Annotated in this window: 11 protein-coding genes; 10 read left to right on the forward strand and 1 reads right to left on the reverse strand. The window is 36.3% G+C overall.

What is annotated here, in order from left to right; all coding sequences use genetic code 11:
• Positions 1-15: 15 nt before the first annotated feature.
• The 7 genes from LUA86_RS12880 (at position 16) to LUA86_RS12910 (ending at position 6,635) form a co-directional block, all read left to right on the forward strand.
• Positions 16-399, forward strand: a complete 384-nt coding sequence (locus tag LUA86_RS12880; RefSeq protein WP_231463345.1) for a c-type cytochrome — start codon at positions 16-18, stop codon at positions 397-399.
• 25 nt (positions 400-424) lie between these two features.
• A complete protein-coding gene (locus tag LUA86_RS12885) occupies positions 425-1,882 on the forward strand; it encodes a Gfo/Idh/MocA family oxidoreductase (protein WP_231463347.1) in 1,458 nt (485 codons plus the stop codon).
• 82 nt (positions 1,883-1,964) lie between these two features.
• Positions 1,965-2,645 carry a DUF1080 domain-containing protein gene (locus tag LUA86_RS12890; RefSeq protein ID WP_231463349.1) on the forward strand — a complete coding sequence of 227 codons (681 nt, stop codon included), beginning with the start codon at positions 1,965-1,967 and terminating at the stop codon, positions 2,643-2,645.
• Positions 2,646-2,746: 101 nt separating this feature from the next.
• On the forward strand, positions 2,747-3,982 hold the full coding sequence (locus tag LUA86_RS12895; RefSeq protein ID WP_231463351.1) for a nucleoside permease: 1,236 nt from the start codon (positions 2,747-2,749) through the stop codon (positions 3,980-3,982).
• Positions 3,983-4,876 (forward strand): hydroxypyruvate isomerase family protein, encoded by an 894-nt coding sequence (locus LUA86_RS12900; RefSeq protein ID WP_231463352.1) that lies wholly within the window; start codon positions 3,983-3,985, stop codon positions 4,874-4,876. It begins immediately after the preceding gene.
• 6 nt (positions 4,877-4,882) lie between these two features.
• Positions 4,883-5,755 (forward strand): sugar phosphate isomerase/epimerase, encoded by an 873-nt coding sequence (locus tag LUA86_RS12905; RefSeq protein WP_231463354.1) that lies wholly within the window; start codon positions 4,883-4,885, stop codon positions 5,753-5,755.
• Positions 5,756-5,765: 10 nt separating this feature from the next.
• Positions 5,766-6,635: a sugar phosphate isomerase/epimerase gene (locus tag LUA86_RS12910; protein WP_231463356.1), complete on the forward strand. Its 870-nt coding sequence runs from the start codon at positions 5,766-5,768 to the stop codon at positions 6,633-6,635.
• Between the two features lie 63 nt (positions 6,636-6,698).
• Here LUA86_RS12910 and LUA86_RS12915 read toward each other — a convergent pair whose 3' ends face one another.
• Positions 6,699-9,308, reverse strand: a complete 2,610-nt coding sequence (locus tag LUA86_RS12915) for a lamin tail domain-containing protein (protein WP_231463358.1) — start codon at positions 9,306-9,308, stop codon at positions 6,699-6,701.
• 49 nt (positions 9,309-9,357) lie between these two features.
• Between LUA86_RS12915 and LUA86_RS12920 the strand changes: the two genes are divergently transcribed.
• From LUA86_RS12920 to eno, 3 genes are all read left to right on the forward strand, one after another.
• The gene (locus tag LUA86_RS12920) at positions 9,358-10,347 is read left to right on the forward strand and encodes an aspartate-semialdehyde dehydrogenase (protein WP_231463360.1); all 990 of its coding nucleotides are present in this window, start codon (positions 9,358-9,360) and stop codon (positions 10,345-10,347) included.
• A gap of 99 nt (positions 10,348-10,446) precedes the next feature.
• Positions 10,447-11,853, forward strand: a complete 1,407-nt coding sequence (gene dacB, locus LUA86_RS12925; RefSeq protein ID WP_231463362.1) for a D-alanyl-D-alanine carboxypeptidase/D-alanyl-D-alanine-endopeptidase — start codon at positions 10,447-10,449, stop codon at positions 11,851-11,853.
• 568 nt (positions 11,854-12,421) lie between these two features.
• Positions 12,422-13,717 carry a phosphopyruvate hydratase gene (gene eno / locus LUA86_RS12930; RefSeq protein ID WP_231463364.1) on the forward strand — a complete coding sequence of 432 codons (1,296 nt, stop codon included), beginning with the start codon at positions 12,422-12,424 and terminating at the stop codon, positions 13,715-13,717.
• Positions 13,718-13,812 lie beyond the last annotated feature (95 nt).

Consider the following 13,812-nt stretch of genomic DNA (forward strand, 5'->3'; position numbering starts at 1 on the left):
CACAAATACAATAATATGAAAAAAACAATTTTAGGTTTGGGCGCTGTATTCATTTTTATGGCCTCATTTTCGAAAGCAGATTTAGAGAAAGAAAAAGCCGTTGCAACTACTGTAGCTGCTAATCATGCATTTTTTCAAGTATCAGCAGGAGAAAAACTGATTAATAAATCAGACTGTTTAGGTTGCCACAACAAAACGAACAAAATAATTGGTCCGGCTTACGTTGAGGTTGCAAAGAAATATGCAAATACCGAAAAAAATGTAAATTACTTAGCTGATAAAATTATTAAAGGCGGAACAGGAGTTTGGGGAACAATGCCAATGACAGCACATGCAACTTTAAAGAAAGAAGATGCTAAGTTGATGGCAAAATATATTTTATCGTTGAGAAAAAAATAATTGAACCAACAAACCCTATTGAAAAATGAAAACAGAGCAAGAAAATAAAAGCACGAGTAACCGCCGTGATTTTATTAAAACCAGCGCCGTTGCGGCAGCTGCATTTATGATAGTTCCTCGCCATGTTTTAGGTGGCAAAGGCTTTTTAGCACCAAGTGATAGATTGCTTGTTGCTGGAATTGGAGCGGGCGGTAAAGGCCAAAGCGATATTGCCATGTTTGCAAAAAGCGGCAAAGCCGATATTGCATTTTTGTGCGATGTTGATGACAGACGTGCCGCAGCAAGCGTTAAAGCATTTCCAAAGGCTAAATATTATAAGGATTATCGCGAAATGTTCGATAAAGAACATAAAAATTTCGATGCAGTTTCTGTTTCCACTCCAGACCATAGTCATGCCATACAAACACTTGCAGCAATGCAATTGGGCAAACATGTGTATGTTCAAAAACCACTAACCCACGATATTTATGAAGCCCGCATTTTAACTGCAGCGGCCAAAAAATATAAAGTGGTTACTCAAATGGGCAACCAGGGTGCATCAAACGACGGTCCTCGCCAAATGAAAGAATGGTACGAAGCAGGTTTAATCGGCGATGTACATACGGTTTACGCCTGGACAAATCGCCCGGTATGGCCTCAAGGTATTCCATGGCCAACTACAAAAGCAGAAATACCTAAAGAGTTAGATTGGAATTTATGGTTAGGTACCGCTCCGGATAAAGATTATGTAGATAAACTTGTGCCTTTTAACTGGCGTGGATGGTGGGATTACGGAACCGGAGCTTTAGGTGATATGGGTTGCCACTTAATTGAAGCTCCTTTTAGCGTTTTAAATTTAAAATATGCTAAGGAAGTTGAAGCGAGTGTGGGCTCTGTGTATGTTGATGAATTTAAACGCGGCTATTTCCCCGAAAGCTGCCCTCCATCTAGTCACGTTACTTTAAAATTCCCAAAAACCAATAAAACCAAAGGTGATGTTACTATGCACTGGATGGACGGAGGTATTCAACCTGAGCGTCCGGCAGAATTAGAAGCAAACGAAACTTTTGGCGATGGCGGTAATGGAACCTTATTTATCGGTACAAAAGGTAAAATGATGGCAGAAACCTATAGCGCTAATCCAAAATTATTACCGCTAAGCAGAAACAAAGACATCAAAGTACCAGAAAAATACGCCCGTGTAAAAGATGGTGCAAACGGCCACTATGCTCAATGGGTAGAGGCGGCAATTGCCGGTTATGGCAAGCAAGAAGTTAGTTCTCCTTTTGAAATTGCTGGTCCGCTTACCGAGGCACTCTTAATGGCGAATCTTGCAATCAGAAGTTTCGATATTCAAAAAACTGTAAATGGTAAGGTTACTTATCCTGGCAGATACATGAAAATGCTTTGGGATAATGATAACATGAAGATTACAAATTTTGATGAAGCTAATCAATTCGTTAAACGCGAATACCGTAAAGGCTGGGGTAACTTAACTCTTTAATTTTTTAAAACCGTTATTGCGGGGAACGAAGCTGTCTTTTAAAAGATAATTTGAATTTCGTAATGAAGAATAATTATAAAACATGAAAAAAATTTTCTTATCTGCTTTAATACTTTTAGCAGTTACTCAAATATCAAATGCTCAAAAAGGTTTTAAACCATTATTTGATGGTAAAACCACCAAAGGATGGCATACCTACAATAAAACTGTAGTTGGTAGCGCATGGCAGGTGCAAGATGGTGCTTTGCATTTAGACTTAGCAACAAAAGGTAAAGATGGTGGTGGCGATTTAGTTACCGATAAAGAATATGGTGATTTCCATTTAAAATATGAGTGGAAAGTTGCACCAAAAGCTAACAGTGGCTTAATTTTCTACATCAATGAGGCTCCAAAATATGGTGCAACCTATTCAACTGGATTAGAAATGCAAGTTCTTGATAACGATGGGCATCCAGATGGTAAAATCACCAAGCATCGTGCTGGTGATTTATATGATTTAGTAAAAAGCTCATCAGAGCCTGTAAAACCTGTTGGTGAGTGGAATAAAGCTGAAATCATCAGCAAAAAAGGTAAGCTCACCCTAATTTTAAACGGTGTAGAAGTTGTTAAAACAACTTTATGGGATGACAACTGGAAAACCCTTATTGCAGGTAGCAAATTTGCAACCTGGAAAGATTGGGGAACTTTCAAAACCGGAAAAATCGCATTGCAAGATCATGGCGATGAAGTATGGTATAAAAACATTATAATTAAAGAACTTTAAAATATGGATGATGTAAGAGGGAAAACGTATAATGTGAATTACAGTTCCCTCCTACATCATACCTCATCCATCTCACAATTAATCATTAACCAAATAAACTAATGAACAGCACTACACGCTTTAAACTCTCTTTCATGATGTTCCTCGAATTCTTCATTTGGGGTGCATGGTTTGTTACTTTAGGAACATTTCTAGGTAACAATTTAAAAGCTTCTGGTGCAGAAACCGGAGCAGTATTTTCAACTCAGTCTTGGGGCGCTATCATCGCTCCTTTTATCGTTGGTTTAATAGCAGATAGATATTTCAATGCAGAAAGGATTTTAGGCGTATTGCATATAATTGGTGCAATATTAATGTATCAAATGTACAATGCAACCGAAATAAGCGTATTTTATCCTTATGTTTTAGGTTACATGATTTTATTTATGCCAACATTAGCATTGGTAAATTCAGTATCATTTAACCAAATGAAAGATCCTGAAAAGGAATTTGCAAACATTCGTATCTGGGGTACCATTGGATGGATTGCAGCGGGTTTATTAATCAGCTATTTTTTCCATTGGGATTCAAAAGAAGGCACCGAATCTGGCTTGTTAAAAAATACCTTCTTAATGGCCGGAATAGTTTCATTAGTGTTGGGTATTTTCAGTTTTACATTACCTAAAACACCGCCAAAAGTATCAGGAGAAAAAATTACGATATCTGATGTATTAGGATTGGATGCCTTAAAGATGTTAAAGGATAGAAATTTCCTTATCTTCTTCATCTCTTCTATTTTAATATGTATTCCTTTAGCTTTTTATTATCAGAATGCAAATCCATTCTTATCAGATATTGGCGTTGATAATCCAACAGGAAAAATGACCATCGGACAAGCTTCTGAAGTAATTTTCTTGCTTTTTATCCCAATATTTTTCAAACGTTTCGGCTTTAAAATGACCATTTTAGTTGGTATGTTAGCCTGGGCAGTTCGTTATGCATTATTTGCTTATGGAAATGCTGGTGAATTAAGTTTTATGCTAATTTTAGGTATAGCCTTACACGGTGTTTGCTATGATTTCTTCTTCGTTTCGGGACAAATTTATACAAATTCAAAAGCCGGAGAGCGTTTTAAAAGCTCTGCTCAAGGTTTAATTACCCTGGCTACTTATGGTGTTGGTATGTTAATCGGCTTTGCAGTTGCTGGTAAAATTTCTGATGCCTATAAATCAGCTGAAGGCGTTATGGATTGGAAAATGATATGGATTATCCCAGCGGGTATTGCTGCAGTTGTATTTGTACTTTTTGCCTTAGTATTTAATGATAAATCAAAGGCTGTTGAAGCTGAAACAATATAAATGAAAGCAAATTTCACTCGGAGAAAAGCCTTAAAGAACATACTTGCTGGTACTGCCGCAATTGGCGTTAGTAGTAGTATTTCTGCTTTGGCTTTGGAGAAGTCTGATTTTATGAAGCAAGATTCAAAATTGAAAGGAAACATTAATCATGCGGTTTGCCGTTGGTGTTTCAGCAGCCTTGATGTTGAAACACTTTGTGTTGAAGCAAAAAAGTTAGGCATAACAGGTATTGATTTAGTTGGACCGGCAGATTGGCCAATTTTGAAAAAACACGGCTTAACTTCGAGTATGTGCAATGGAGCAGAAATTAACCTTGTTGATGGCTTTAACGATAAAAAGTTTCAAGATCAGTTAGTTAAAAATTATACGGAGATGATTCCTTTAGTTGCTGCTGCAGGTTACAAAAATTTGATTTGCTTTAGCGGAAACAGAAGAGGAAAAGATGATGAAACAGGCTGGAATAATTGCGTGGAAGGTTTGAAGAAGCTGATTCCACTCGCTGAAAAACATAAGGTAACACTCGTTATGGAACTTTTGAATAGCAAAGTAAACCATAAAGATTACCAGTGTGATACAACGGCTTGGGGTGTTGAATTATGTAAGCGTTTAAATTCTGAAAATTTTAAACTTTTATATGATATCTACCACATGCAAATTGATGAAGGCAATGTAATAAGCACAATAAAAAGCAATCATAATTACATCGCACATTATCACACGGCAGGCGTTCCGGGTAGAAATGAAATTGATGATACGCAGGAACTTTATTACCCTGCAATAATGAAAGCTATAGTTGAAACAGGTTTTAAAGGTTTCGTAGCGCAAGAGTTTATTCCAAAACATGCAGATAAATTGGCTTCCTTAAAACAGGCCATTTCAATTTGCGATATTTAAAAAATTATGATATCAAGAAGAAATTTCCTCCTAAACAGCAGTATGGCCGTTGCCGCCGCATTGTTGGTGCCATCATTTGCCTGCATGGCAGATAAAAAGAATGTTGGTTTACAATTATATACGCTTAGAGATGAACTTCCAAAAGACGTTAAAGGAACTTTAGAGAAAGTAGCTAAAGCTGGATTTACTGAAGTAGAAACCTATGGATTTTCTATAAAAGATCAGTTTTGGGGTTTAACACCAGCTGAGTTCAAAAAGATTTTAGATGATAATGGACTTAAAGCCGTTAGTGGTCACTTTGGTCTAGGTTCATATTTAAATGATGGAAATACTGAAGAATTAAAAGCTGCTATTGTTGCCGCAAAGGCTTTAGGAATGAGCTACTTAACTATTCCCTGGCTAGATCCATCTTTAAGAAAAAATGCTGATGATTATAAAAACCTGGCTCTAAAAATAAATGAAGCAGGTAAAATGTGTAAGGCAGAAGGCATTAAAGTTGCTTACCATAACCACGATTTTGAATTCCAAAAACAAGGTGAAACCACTGGTTATGAAATTTTATTAAGCAATACCGACAAAGAATTAGTTGATTTTGAATTGGATTTATATTGGGTTGTGCGCTCAGGTAACGATCCTAAAAAATTGTTCGCTGCCAATCCGGGGCGTTTCCCAATGTGGCATGTTAAAGACATGGATAAAACAAACCCGGCGCTAAATGCTGAGGTTGGTACAGGTTCTATCGATTTTAAAGCCATTTTTGCTGAAGCTAAATTATCTGGCATGAAGCACTTTTTTGTTGAGCATGAAACTAATTACAAACCAAATCCTATCGGTTCAATTACTGCAAGCTGTGCATACATTAAAAAAGAACTAATCTAAAACTTCAGCTATGAATTCGAGAAGAACATTTATCAAGCAAGCTGGTTTAGCAGCCGGTGCGGCCTTAATCCTTCCATCTTTTGCATTTGATAAGGCTACAAAGAACGTAGGTTTGCAGTTATATTCTTTAAGAAAAGAATTGCCGACTGATGTTAATGGTGTAATAGAAAAAGTTGCTCAAGCTGGCTTTAAGGAGGTTGAAACTTATGGTTTCTATAATGGAAAATTTTGGGGATTAACACCAAAAGAATTTTTATCCTTGTTAGAGGCTAATGGCTTAAAGGCACCTAGTGGTCATTATGGAATGGATGATTTCCTTAAAACAGGAAGCACGGATAAGTTGAAGGCCGACATTGATTCTGCAGCAGCTATTGGCGGAAAATATTTCACTATAGCGGGTGCGCATGTTGATGTAAACCAAGGTGCAGATGGCTTTAAGAAAGTTGCAAATGCCTTTAATAAAGTTGCAGAAATTGCTAAATCTTCTGGTTTAAAGTTCGCTTATCATAACCATGATTTTGAATTCAAAAAATTAGGTGACACAACAGGTTACGATATTTATCTTACAGAAACAGATAAAAATTTAGTAAATTTTGAATTGGATTTATATTGGGTTGTTCGTTCTGGAAATGATCCATTAGCTTTGTTTAAAAAATATCCTGGGCGTTTCCCAATGTGGCACGTTAAAGATATGGACAAGGCAAAACCAGAATGGAATACCGAAGTTGGAAAAGGTTCGATTGACTTTAAAAGCATTTTTGCAGAAGCTAAAACTTCAGGCATGAAACATTTTTTTGTTGAACATGAAACAAACTATAATCCAAACCCAATTGATTCTGTTAAAACAAGTTGCCAGTACATCAAAGCTAATTTGATATAATCTTTAGATTTTCGAAGTTTATTTGCCCCTGGTAATTAAACTTCGGAAATCTATTCCTAAAAATTAATTCAGCTTTGCAGCCAAAACGCAAGTGGTTTTAAATCTTTTGGTATTCCCTTTCGGATCAAATACATCAAAAACCAGAACGTAAATTCCTATGGCGGCATTTTCGCCGTTATCACTTAATCCATCCCAAGTTAAATTTCCGGCTGTTGCAATAGTTTGATTTTTTAAAAGTTTTTTAATTAGTCTACCTTTATCTGAGAACACATTCACAGTAGCCAAACTTGCATTATCTTCAAGCTGATATTCTAAATTCAAAATATCCTCAAATCCATCACCATCAGGTGAGAAAGTTTTCCCTTTCAATTTTACAAAACTTAGGTTTCCGGCATATTCCTGAGAATTTTTATAAGTAGGTGTTGCAAAACCAACTGTTGAAGCGGCCGACTTAAAATTTCCTGCTGCATTTGCATCAATATTAAAAGAAACCCTTTCAATTGATATTCCATCTTCATCATTTATTAATGGATGATGACTTTTAGCATCATAATCTAATCTATCAATAACCACATTATTGCTTAAAATAATAACGCTTCCCCTATCATTATTATAAGCAGGCATAGCAGGTAATTCTATAAAATTATCTGGATGCTGAACCAAATAATTCTGCTTAATATTTACGGGATTCGTACTAATAACCCAATAATTAGAGGACTTAATGAACAGGCTTTTGCTTGAAACAGATTTAACATTGGCAATCAAGCCTTTTGTGTCCAAATTTGCGATTTGTAAATCCTTTAAATCTAATATATGTTCGCTATGGTTGTAAATTTCTACAAAATCTGCCCCATTTGCTCTAGGATTAAACAGCACTTCCGATATCAAAATGTCATGCTTTTCTATCTTCTTTGCTAAAAATAATTTTGCAGTATTTGTGGTTGGGCTTATTAAACTTCCTGCACAATCTGTTACATTATTAATGATTATAGTATTTTCAATTCCTCTGGTAAAAGCAGTTAAAAATTGGATAGTGACTGTCTTAAAATCTGGCGATTCGATAATTACAGATTTTGGATTTCCAACTCCATTATTTATTACATAATTTGAAGCAATTGAAGCAGATAAGCTATCAATACTTTTGGAGAATTCGATTTGAACGGTTATGCTATCTAAAATATTTGCTGAGCTAAGTTTGAGTATATCATTTGTTTTTTGCGAACCATAAACAGCGTTCTGTTTGCCTGGTGTAGCGCCAAAATTATCGGCAGATGCAATCCAATTTTGACTTCCTTTACAAATATTCTTCGGGTCGATAAGCTCCAAACTGAAACCACCTTTTTTCTTTGTTTCGTCTTTATACCAGGTATCGCTGTATGCGACTTTGTCAATTATATTTCCGGTATTATCTGATAATGTTAAAATATCTTTATCGTTATTTAGACTTGGCCAGGGAGATAATCCGATAGTTTTGCCGAACGGCTTAAATAAGCTCTCATCCGCTTTTGCAGTAAGAATAACATGTTGATTTGGTTTTATCGTATCAATTAAGAAAGTATAAGTTGATGACTGGTCGGCATATTTCCAGCCTTGCGTTAAAATATATTCATTGGTCGTATTCCAGACTTCTACAAATTCCCTTTGCGGAAGCGAGGGATTTCCAGTTGGATTTGCAAATATCTCGTTTATAACTACATCTCCATATTTAGCTGTATAAGGTTTGATATAAATAAAATTTAAACTCGAATTTGCTAAAAGTGAGTTTCCTCTTTTATCTACCACATTTTTAACTTGTAGATTGTAACTTCCTGATTCTAAAACTTTTTCAAAAATTAACCGATAAATATTTTGCGAAGCTGTAGCTTCAATTTTTATCGGTGTTGCATAACTGTTTGACAAGTAATAGTTATCCGGCATGGTTGCCGATTGAATATCCAAAGCCTCAGAAAACGCAACTTCTAAGGTTGTTGGATTGATAACCGAAACTGTCTTTAAACTTGGCGGTATTAAATCTGGCACTAAATCGTCAATTTTAAAATCATCAAAAATATATTGATTATACCTTGACGCAGTTGCATACTTGCAATAAAAACCAGCATATTCAGAAGTTTTATAAGTGTTATCCGTCGCCGAGCCCTCAAGGTTAAAATTGTTTCCTCCTGAAATATCCGTAAAAAGACTCCATTTTCCTGATGCATCCCGGGTTACTTTTACTTTGGCTAAAAACAAGTTGGCATTCGCCCTTACTTTTTGCGGCCCATTAATAATTTTTGTAGTTGATGTTCCGGTTTGTTTATATAGATGAAATCCATCATTCACACCAGTTTCGCCAATTTGCACAAAATATCCGTTTAAGCTTCCTTCTAAATTTTCCTTATCAGATGTTAAATAAATCCGTACAAAGTTGGTAGATGTTGGGTTAAAATTAAGCTGAATAAAAAATTCCCAGCTGCTATCTAAACTTAATTTATTAGCAGTTGATAAAGAAATTGTTTGCGATGCGATTTGTTGTCCTTTCGACTGGAGTTGGCTTTGACTATTAATCTGAAAATAAGCAATATCGCCATTCCAAGGTGGATTTTGAAAGAAATCACCGTCAGTAAAAGAATCAGTAACCTGAGAAAATGTAATTTTAGAGAATAACAATAGGGATATAAGCAGAATTTTCTTCATATTTGGGCTTATATCAAATGTTTAATAAATATAAAAATTAAAAACTAAAATGAAAGTAGCAGTGGTAGGTGCAACCGGTTTGGTTGGAACCGTAATGTTAAAAGTATTGGAGGAAAGAAATTTCCCTTTAACAGAGTTAATTCCCGTAGCATCTGAGAAGAGTGTTGGTAAGGAAATTACTTTTAAGGGTAAGAAGTTCCCAATCGTTAGCATGGATACTGCAATTGGCATGAAACCAGACATCGCATTGTTTTCTGCAGGTGGCAACACTTCGTTAGAGCATGCTCCACGTTTTAAAGAAGCAGGCACAACTGTTATCGATAACTCATCGGCGTGGAGAATGGATCCGGCGATAAAATTAATCGTTCCGGAAGTTAATGCACACGAACTTTCTATTGATAATAAAATCATTGCAAACCCGAACTGTTCTACCATCCAAATGGTTGTTGTTTTGAAACCTTTGCACGATAAATATAAAATTAAACGTGTAGTGGTTTCTACATATCAATCCGTTACCGGAACTGGCGTTAAAGCTGTTGAGCAATTAATGAACGAGCGTAAGGGGATTGATGGACCAAAAGCTTATGCTTATGAAATTGACTTAAATGTTCTTCCTCATATTGATGTTTTCATGGATAATGGATATACCAAAGAGGAGATGAAAATGGTTAAGGAAACGAACAAAATTATGAGCGATGACAGCATTAAAGTTACCGCAACAACGGTTCGTATTCCGGTAATGGGCGGTCACTCTGAATCGGTAAATATTGAGTTTGAAAACGATTTTGATTTAGCTGAAGTGCGTAGTATTTTAGAAAAATCGCCTGGTATTATCGTTGTAGATGATGTAGCGAACTTAAAATACCCAATGCCAAAAGACGCACATGAAAAAGACGAGGTTTTTGTTGGCCGTATTCGTAGAGATGAATCGGCTCCCAAAGCTTTAAACCTTTGGATTGTTGCAGATAACCTACGCAAAGGTGCTGCAACCAATGCAGTTCAAATCGCTGAATATCTTTTGCAAAAAGAATTGGTATAAATTTTTTAAACCTACAAGGTTTTAAAACATTATAGGCTTAACCTTAAAAGTGATGTGTTTGTTACACATCACTTTTTTTATTTCCTTTAATTTTATAAAATGAAGTTTTTAAAGTTTGCCACATTTTTAATTTTCCTGTCAATAAATTGTATTGCTCAAAACCGAATCCAAAACCTGGAGAAAGCTTTTAATAACTTACTGGCTGATGAACAAGCAAAACATGCCATTACTTCGCTATGCGTATTAGATGCTAATACCGGAAAAGTTCTTTTTGCAAAAAACGAGCAGATTGGCTTGGCGACTGCATCAACTTTAAAAACCATTACTGCGGCAACAGCTTTTAGCATTTTAGGTAAAGATTTTCAGTATCAAACCACCCTTGGTTATTCAGGAAATATTTCGCCCGATGGAACATTACAAGGAAATTTAATTATTACTGGTAGTGGCGACCCTACTTTAGGCTCGTGGAGATATCAAAACAGAGAAAATGCAGTTTTAAATCAATGGGTTGCGGCAATAAAAGCGGCAGGCATTAAAAAAATTGAAGGTTCCATTATTGGAGATGATAGAATTTTTGGAACCCAAACTACACCTGAAGGCTGGGTTTGGCAAGATATCGGCAATTATTATGGTGCAGGAACATCAGGCTTAGCTTGGAGAGAAAATCAATTTGATATCCACTTAAAACCAGGTTCAAGCACAGCTGAGGGTGTTAAAATAATAAAGTCGGTTCCCGAAACACCATATATTCAAATTGTAAATGAACTAAAAACAGGTGCATCTGGTAGTGAAGATAGAACTTATGCTTTTTTGCCACCCTATAGCAATGTTGCCTATTTACGAGGCAGTTGGGGCATGGGTATTGGTAAACCGGGCATTTCTGTTGCCCTACCCGACCCGGCATTTGATTGTGCTTACCGTTTACAAGATACATTAAAACGATTAGGCATTTCTACAACATTACAAGCTACAACTGCAAGATTGATGGAGTTGAATAAACAAACTGTTCCAATAGTAACGCAAAAAATAAATACCATAAGTTCTCCAACATTGAGTGAAATAAGTTACTGGTTTTTGAAAAAGAGCGTTAATCTTTACGGAGAAACCTTATTGAAAACGATTGCGTTAAAAGGTGGTAAGGCAGCGACAACCGCTAAAGGTGCTGAAACAGAAATTAATTTCTGGGCAAATAAAGGCGTTGATAAATCTGCTTTGAATATTATTGATGGGAGCGGACTTTCGCCGGGCGATAGGGTTACAACTGCTGCAATGGCTAGTATTTTATTCCAAATCCAAAAAGAAAATTGGTTCACCGATTTTTATAAGGGCTTGCCAGAGTATAATGGTATGAAAATCAAAAGCGGAACCATTAATGATGTTTCTGCCTTTGCAGGTTATCATACTGACGCTTCGGGCAATAAATATGTTGTTGTAATTAACATAAATAATTATAACGGTAGCGGAATTAATAAAAAATTGTTTAGGGTTTTGGATGCGTTGAAATAGGGGTATTTCACTCAATCGTCATGCTGAGTTTTATTTCAGCATCTCTAGTTTTTTGTCTTAGCTGATGAGCTTTCAAATTTTAGCGTTTGAAAATTCGTTTTAGTTAAATTGCATTTTATGCGACTTGCAATTCCCCTCCTTCGGAAGGGTGCCCAAAGGGCGGGGTGGTTTTTTTTAGCAGAAATGTAAGTTATCCAAACCCGATTGAAGTGGAAATACTTTTTTGTCGTAATTCAGAAAAAGATTATCACATTGTACATCCTCACCTGCCTGCCGCAGGTAGGCAATGACGGAAATGGCGAAAGTTGACAGAAAATAAAAAAATTGGACGCCCGCCTGCCGGAGGACAGGAAAAGCGGGACTGATTTAACCTAAGTATCACTGATATTGCTTTACAAAAACAAGGTGCTGATATAAATTCAGCGTGACGGAAATTGCAGAATTACTATCGTAACATTAACGCCCTAAACGCTTTATTTATTTAAAAAATATACTAACTTTGATTTTAAACTTAGTAATTGTACTTTGTACACTAAGCAGGTTAAAAAATCAATAAAAATCAAATAAAATGAGCATAATTGTTAATGTCCATGCGAGACAAATCCTTGATTCAAGGGGTAATCCAACAATAGAAGTAGAAGTTGTAACTGAAGCAGGCGCTTTTGGTCGTGCAGCTGTACCAAGTGGTGCATCTACAGGCCAGTACGAAGCGGTTGAGTTACGTGACGGCGATAAAGCAACTTATTTAGGCAAGGGTGTTTTAAAGGCGGTTGAAAACGTAAATACTAAAATAGCCGAGGCTTTAAGAGGTATTGATGTTTTTGAGCAAAACGCTATTGATAAATTAATGTTGGAACTTGATGGTACAGAAAACAAAGGTAACTTAGGTGCTAATGCTATTTTAGGGGTTTCTTTAGCAGTTGCTAAAGCTGCTGCTGATGAAATTGGCCAGCCTCTATACCGTTACATTGGCGGTGTCAATGCAAATACTTTACCAATTCCGATGATGAACATCATTAATGGTGGTTCTCACTCTGATGCGCCTATCGCGTTCCAAGAGTTTATGATTATGCCGGTTGGTGCACCATCTTTTTCTGAGGCTTTACGTTGGGGAACTGAAGTTTTCCACAGTTTAAAGAAAATTCTTCATGATAGAGGTTTATCTACAGCTGTTGGAGATGAAGGTGGCTTCGCTCCTACTTTCGATGGTACTGAAGATGCAATTGAAACGGTATTAAAAGCAATTGAAACAGCAGGTTACAAACCAGGTTCTCAAATTTGCCTTGCTTTGGATTGTGCTTCGTCTGAATTTTACAAAGATGGCAAATACGATTACACTAAATTTGAAGGTGCTACCGGCGTAATTCGTTCTAGCGAAGAGCAAGCACAATATTTAGCTGACCTTTCTGCAAAATATCCAATCATTTCTATTGAGGATGGTATGGACGAAAACGACTGGACTGGCTGGAAAAGCTTAACTGATAAAGTTGGCGACCGTGTGCAACTGGTTGGTGATGATTTATTTGTAACTAACGTAACGCGTTTACAACGTGGTATTGATGAAGAAACTGCAAATTCTATCTTGGTAAAAGTTAACCAAATTGGTTCTTTAACTGAAACGATTAATGCAGTTACTTTAGCGCAAAATAGTGGTTATACATCGGTAATGAGTCACCGTTCTGGCGAAACTGAAGATGTTACGATTGCTGATTTAGCTGTTGCTTTAAACTGCGGACAGATTAAAACAGGTTCAGCTTCTCGTTCTGACAGGATTGCAAAATACAATCAATTACTACGTATTGAGGAGGAATTAGGCGAGAATGCTCGTTTTATTGGTTCGAAATTCAAATACGCAAAAAAATAAACAGTATGTCATTCTGAGCTTGTCGAAGAATTTTCTATAAGATGTTTCGACAGGCTCAACATGACAGATAGCTTTAATGTTAAGAAGTTGAAAAA

Source organism: Pedobacter sp. Leaf132 (assembly GCF_920984695.1).
Classification (GTDB): Bacteria; Bacteroidota; Bacteroidia; order Sphingobacteriales; family Sphingobacteriaceae; genus Pedobacter.

What these genes read in the sequence shown, in the direction of transcription:
- LUA86_RS12880 (WP_231463345.1), top strand. Translation starts at nt 16, where the DNA reads ATGAAAAAAACAATTTTAGGTTTGGGCGCTGTATTCATTTTTATGGCC.
- LUA86_RS12885 (WP_231463347.1), top strand. Translation starts at nt 425, where the DNA reads ATGAAAACAGAGCAAGAAAATAAAAGCACGAGTAACCGCCGTGATTTT.
- LUA86_RS12890 (WP_231463349.1), top strand. Translation starts at nt 1,965, where the DNA reads ATGAAAAAAATTTTCTTATCTGCTTTAATACTTTTAGCAGTTACTCAA.
- LUA86_RS12895 (WP_231463351.1), top strand. Translation starts at nt 2,747, where the DNA reads ATGAACAGCACTACACGCTTTAAACTCTCTTTCATGATGTTCCTCGAA.
- LUA86_RS12900 (WP_231463352.1), top strand. Translation starts at nt 3,983, where the DNA reads ATGAAAGCAAATTTCACTCGGAGAAAAGCCTTAAAGAACATACTTGCT.
- LUA86_RS12905 (WP_231463354.1), top strand. Translation starts at nt 4,883, where the DNA reads ATGATATCAAGAAGAAATTTCCTCCTAAACAGCAGTATGGCCGTTGCC.
- LUA86_RS12910 (WP_231463356.1), top strand. Translation starts at nt 5,766, where the DNA reads ATGAATTCGAGAAGAACATTTATCAAGCAAGCTGGTTTAGCAGCCGGT.
- LUA86_RS12915 (WP_231463358.1), bottom strand. Translation starts at nt 9,308, where the DNA reads ATGAAGAAAATTCTGCTTATATCCCTATTGTTATTCTCTAAAATTACA.
- LUA86_RS12920 (WP_231463360.1), top strand. Translation starts at nt 9,358, where the DNA reads ATGAAAGTAGCAGTGGTAGGTGCAACCGGTTTGGTTGGAACCGTAATG.
- dacB (WP_231463362.1), top strand. Translation starts at nt 10,447, where the DNA reads ATGAAGTTTTTAAAGTTTGCCACATTTTTAATTTTCCTGTCAATAAAT.
- eno (WP_231463364.1), top strand. Translation starts at nt 12,422, where the DNA reads ATGAGCATAATTGTTAATGTCCATGCGAGACAAATCCTTGATTCAAGG.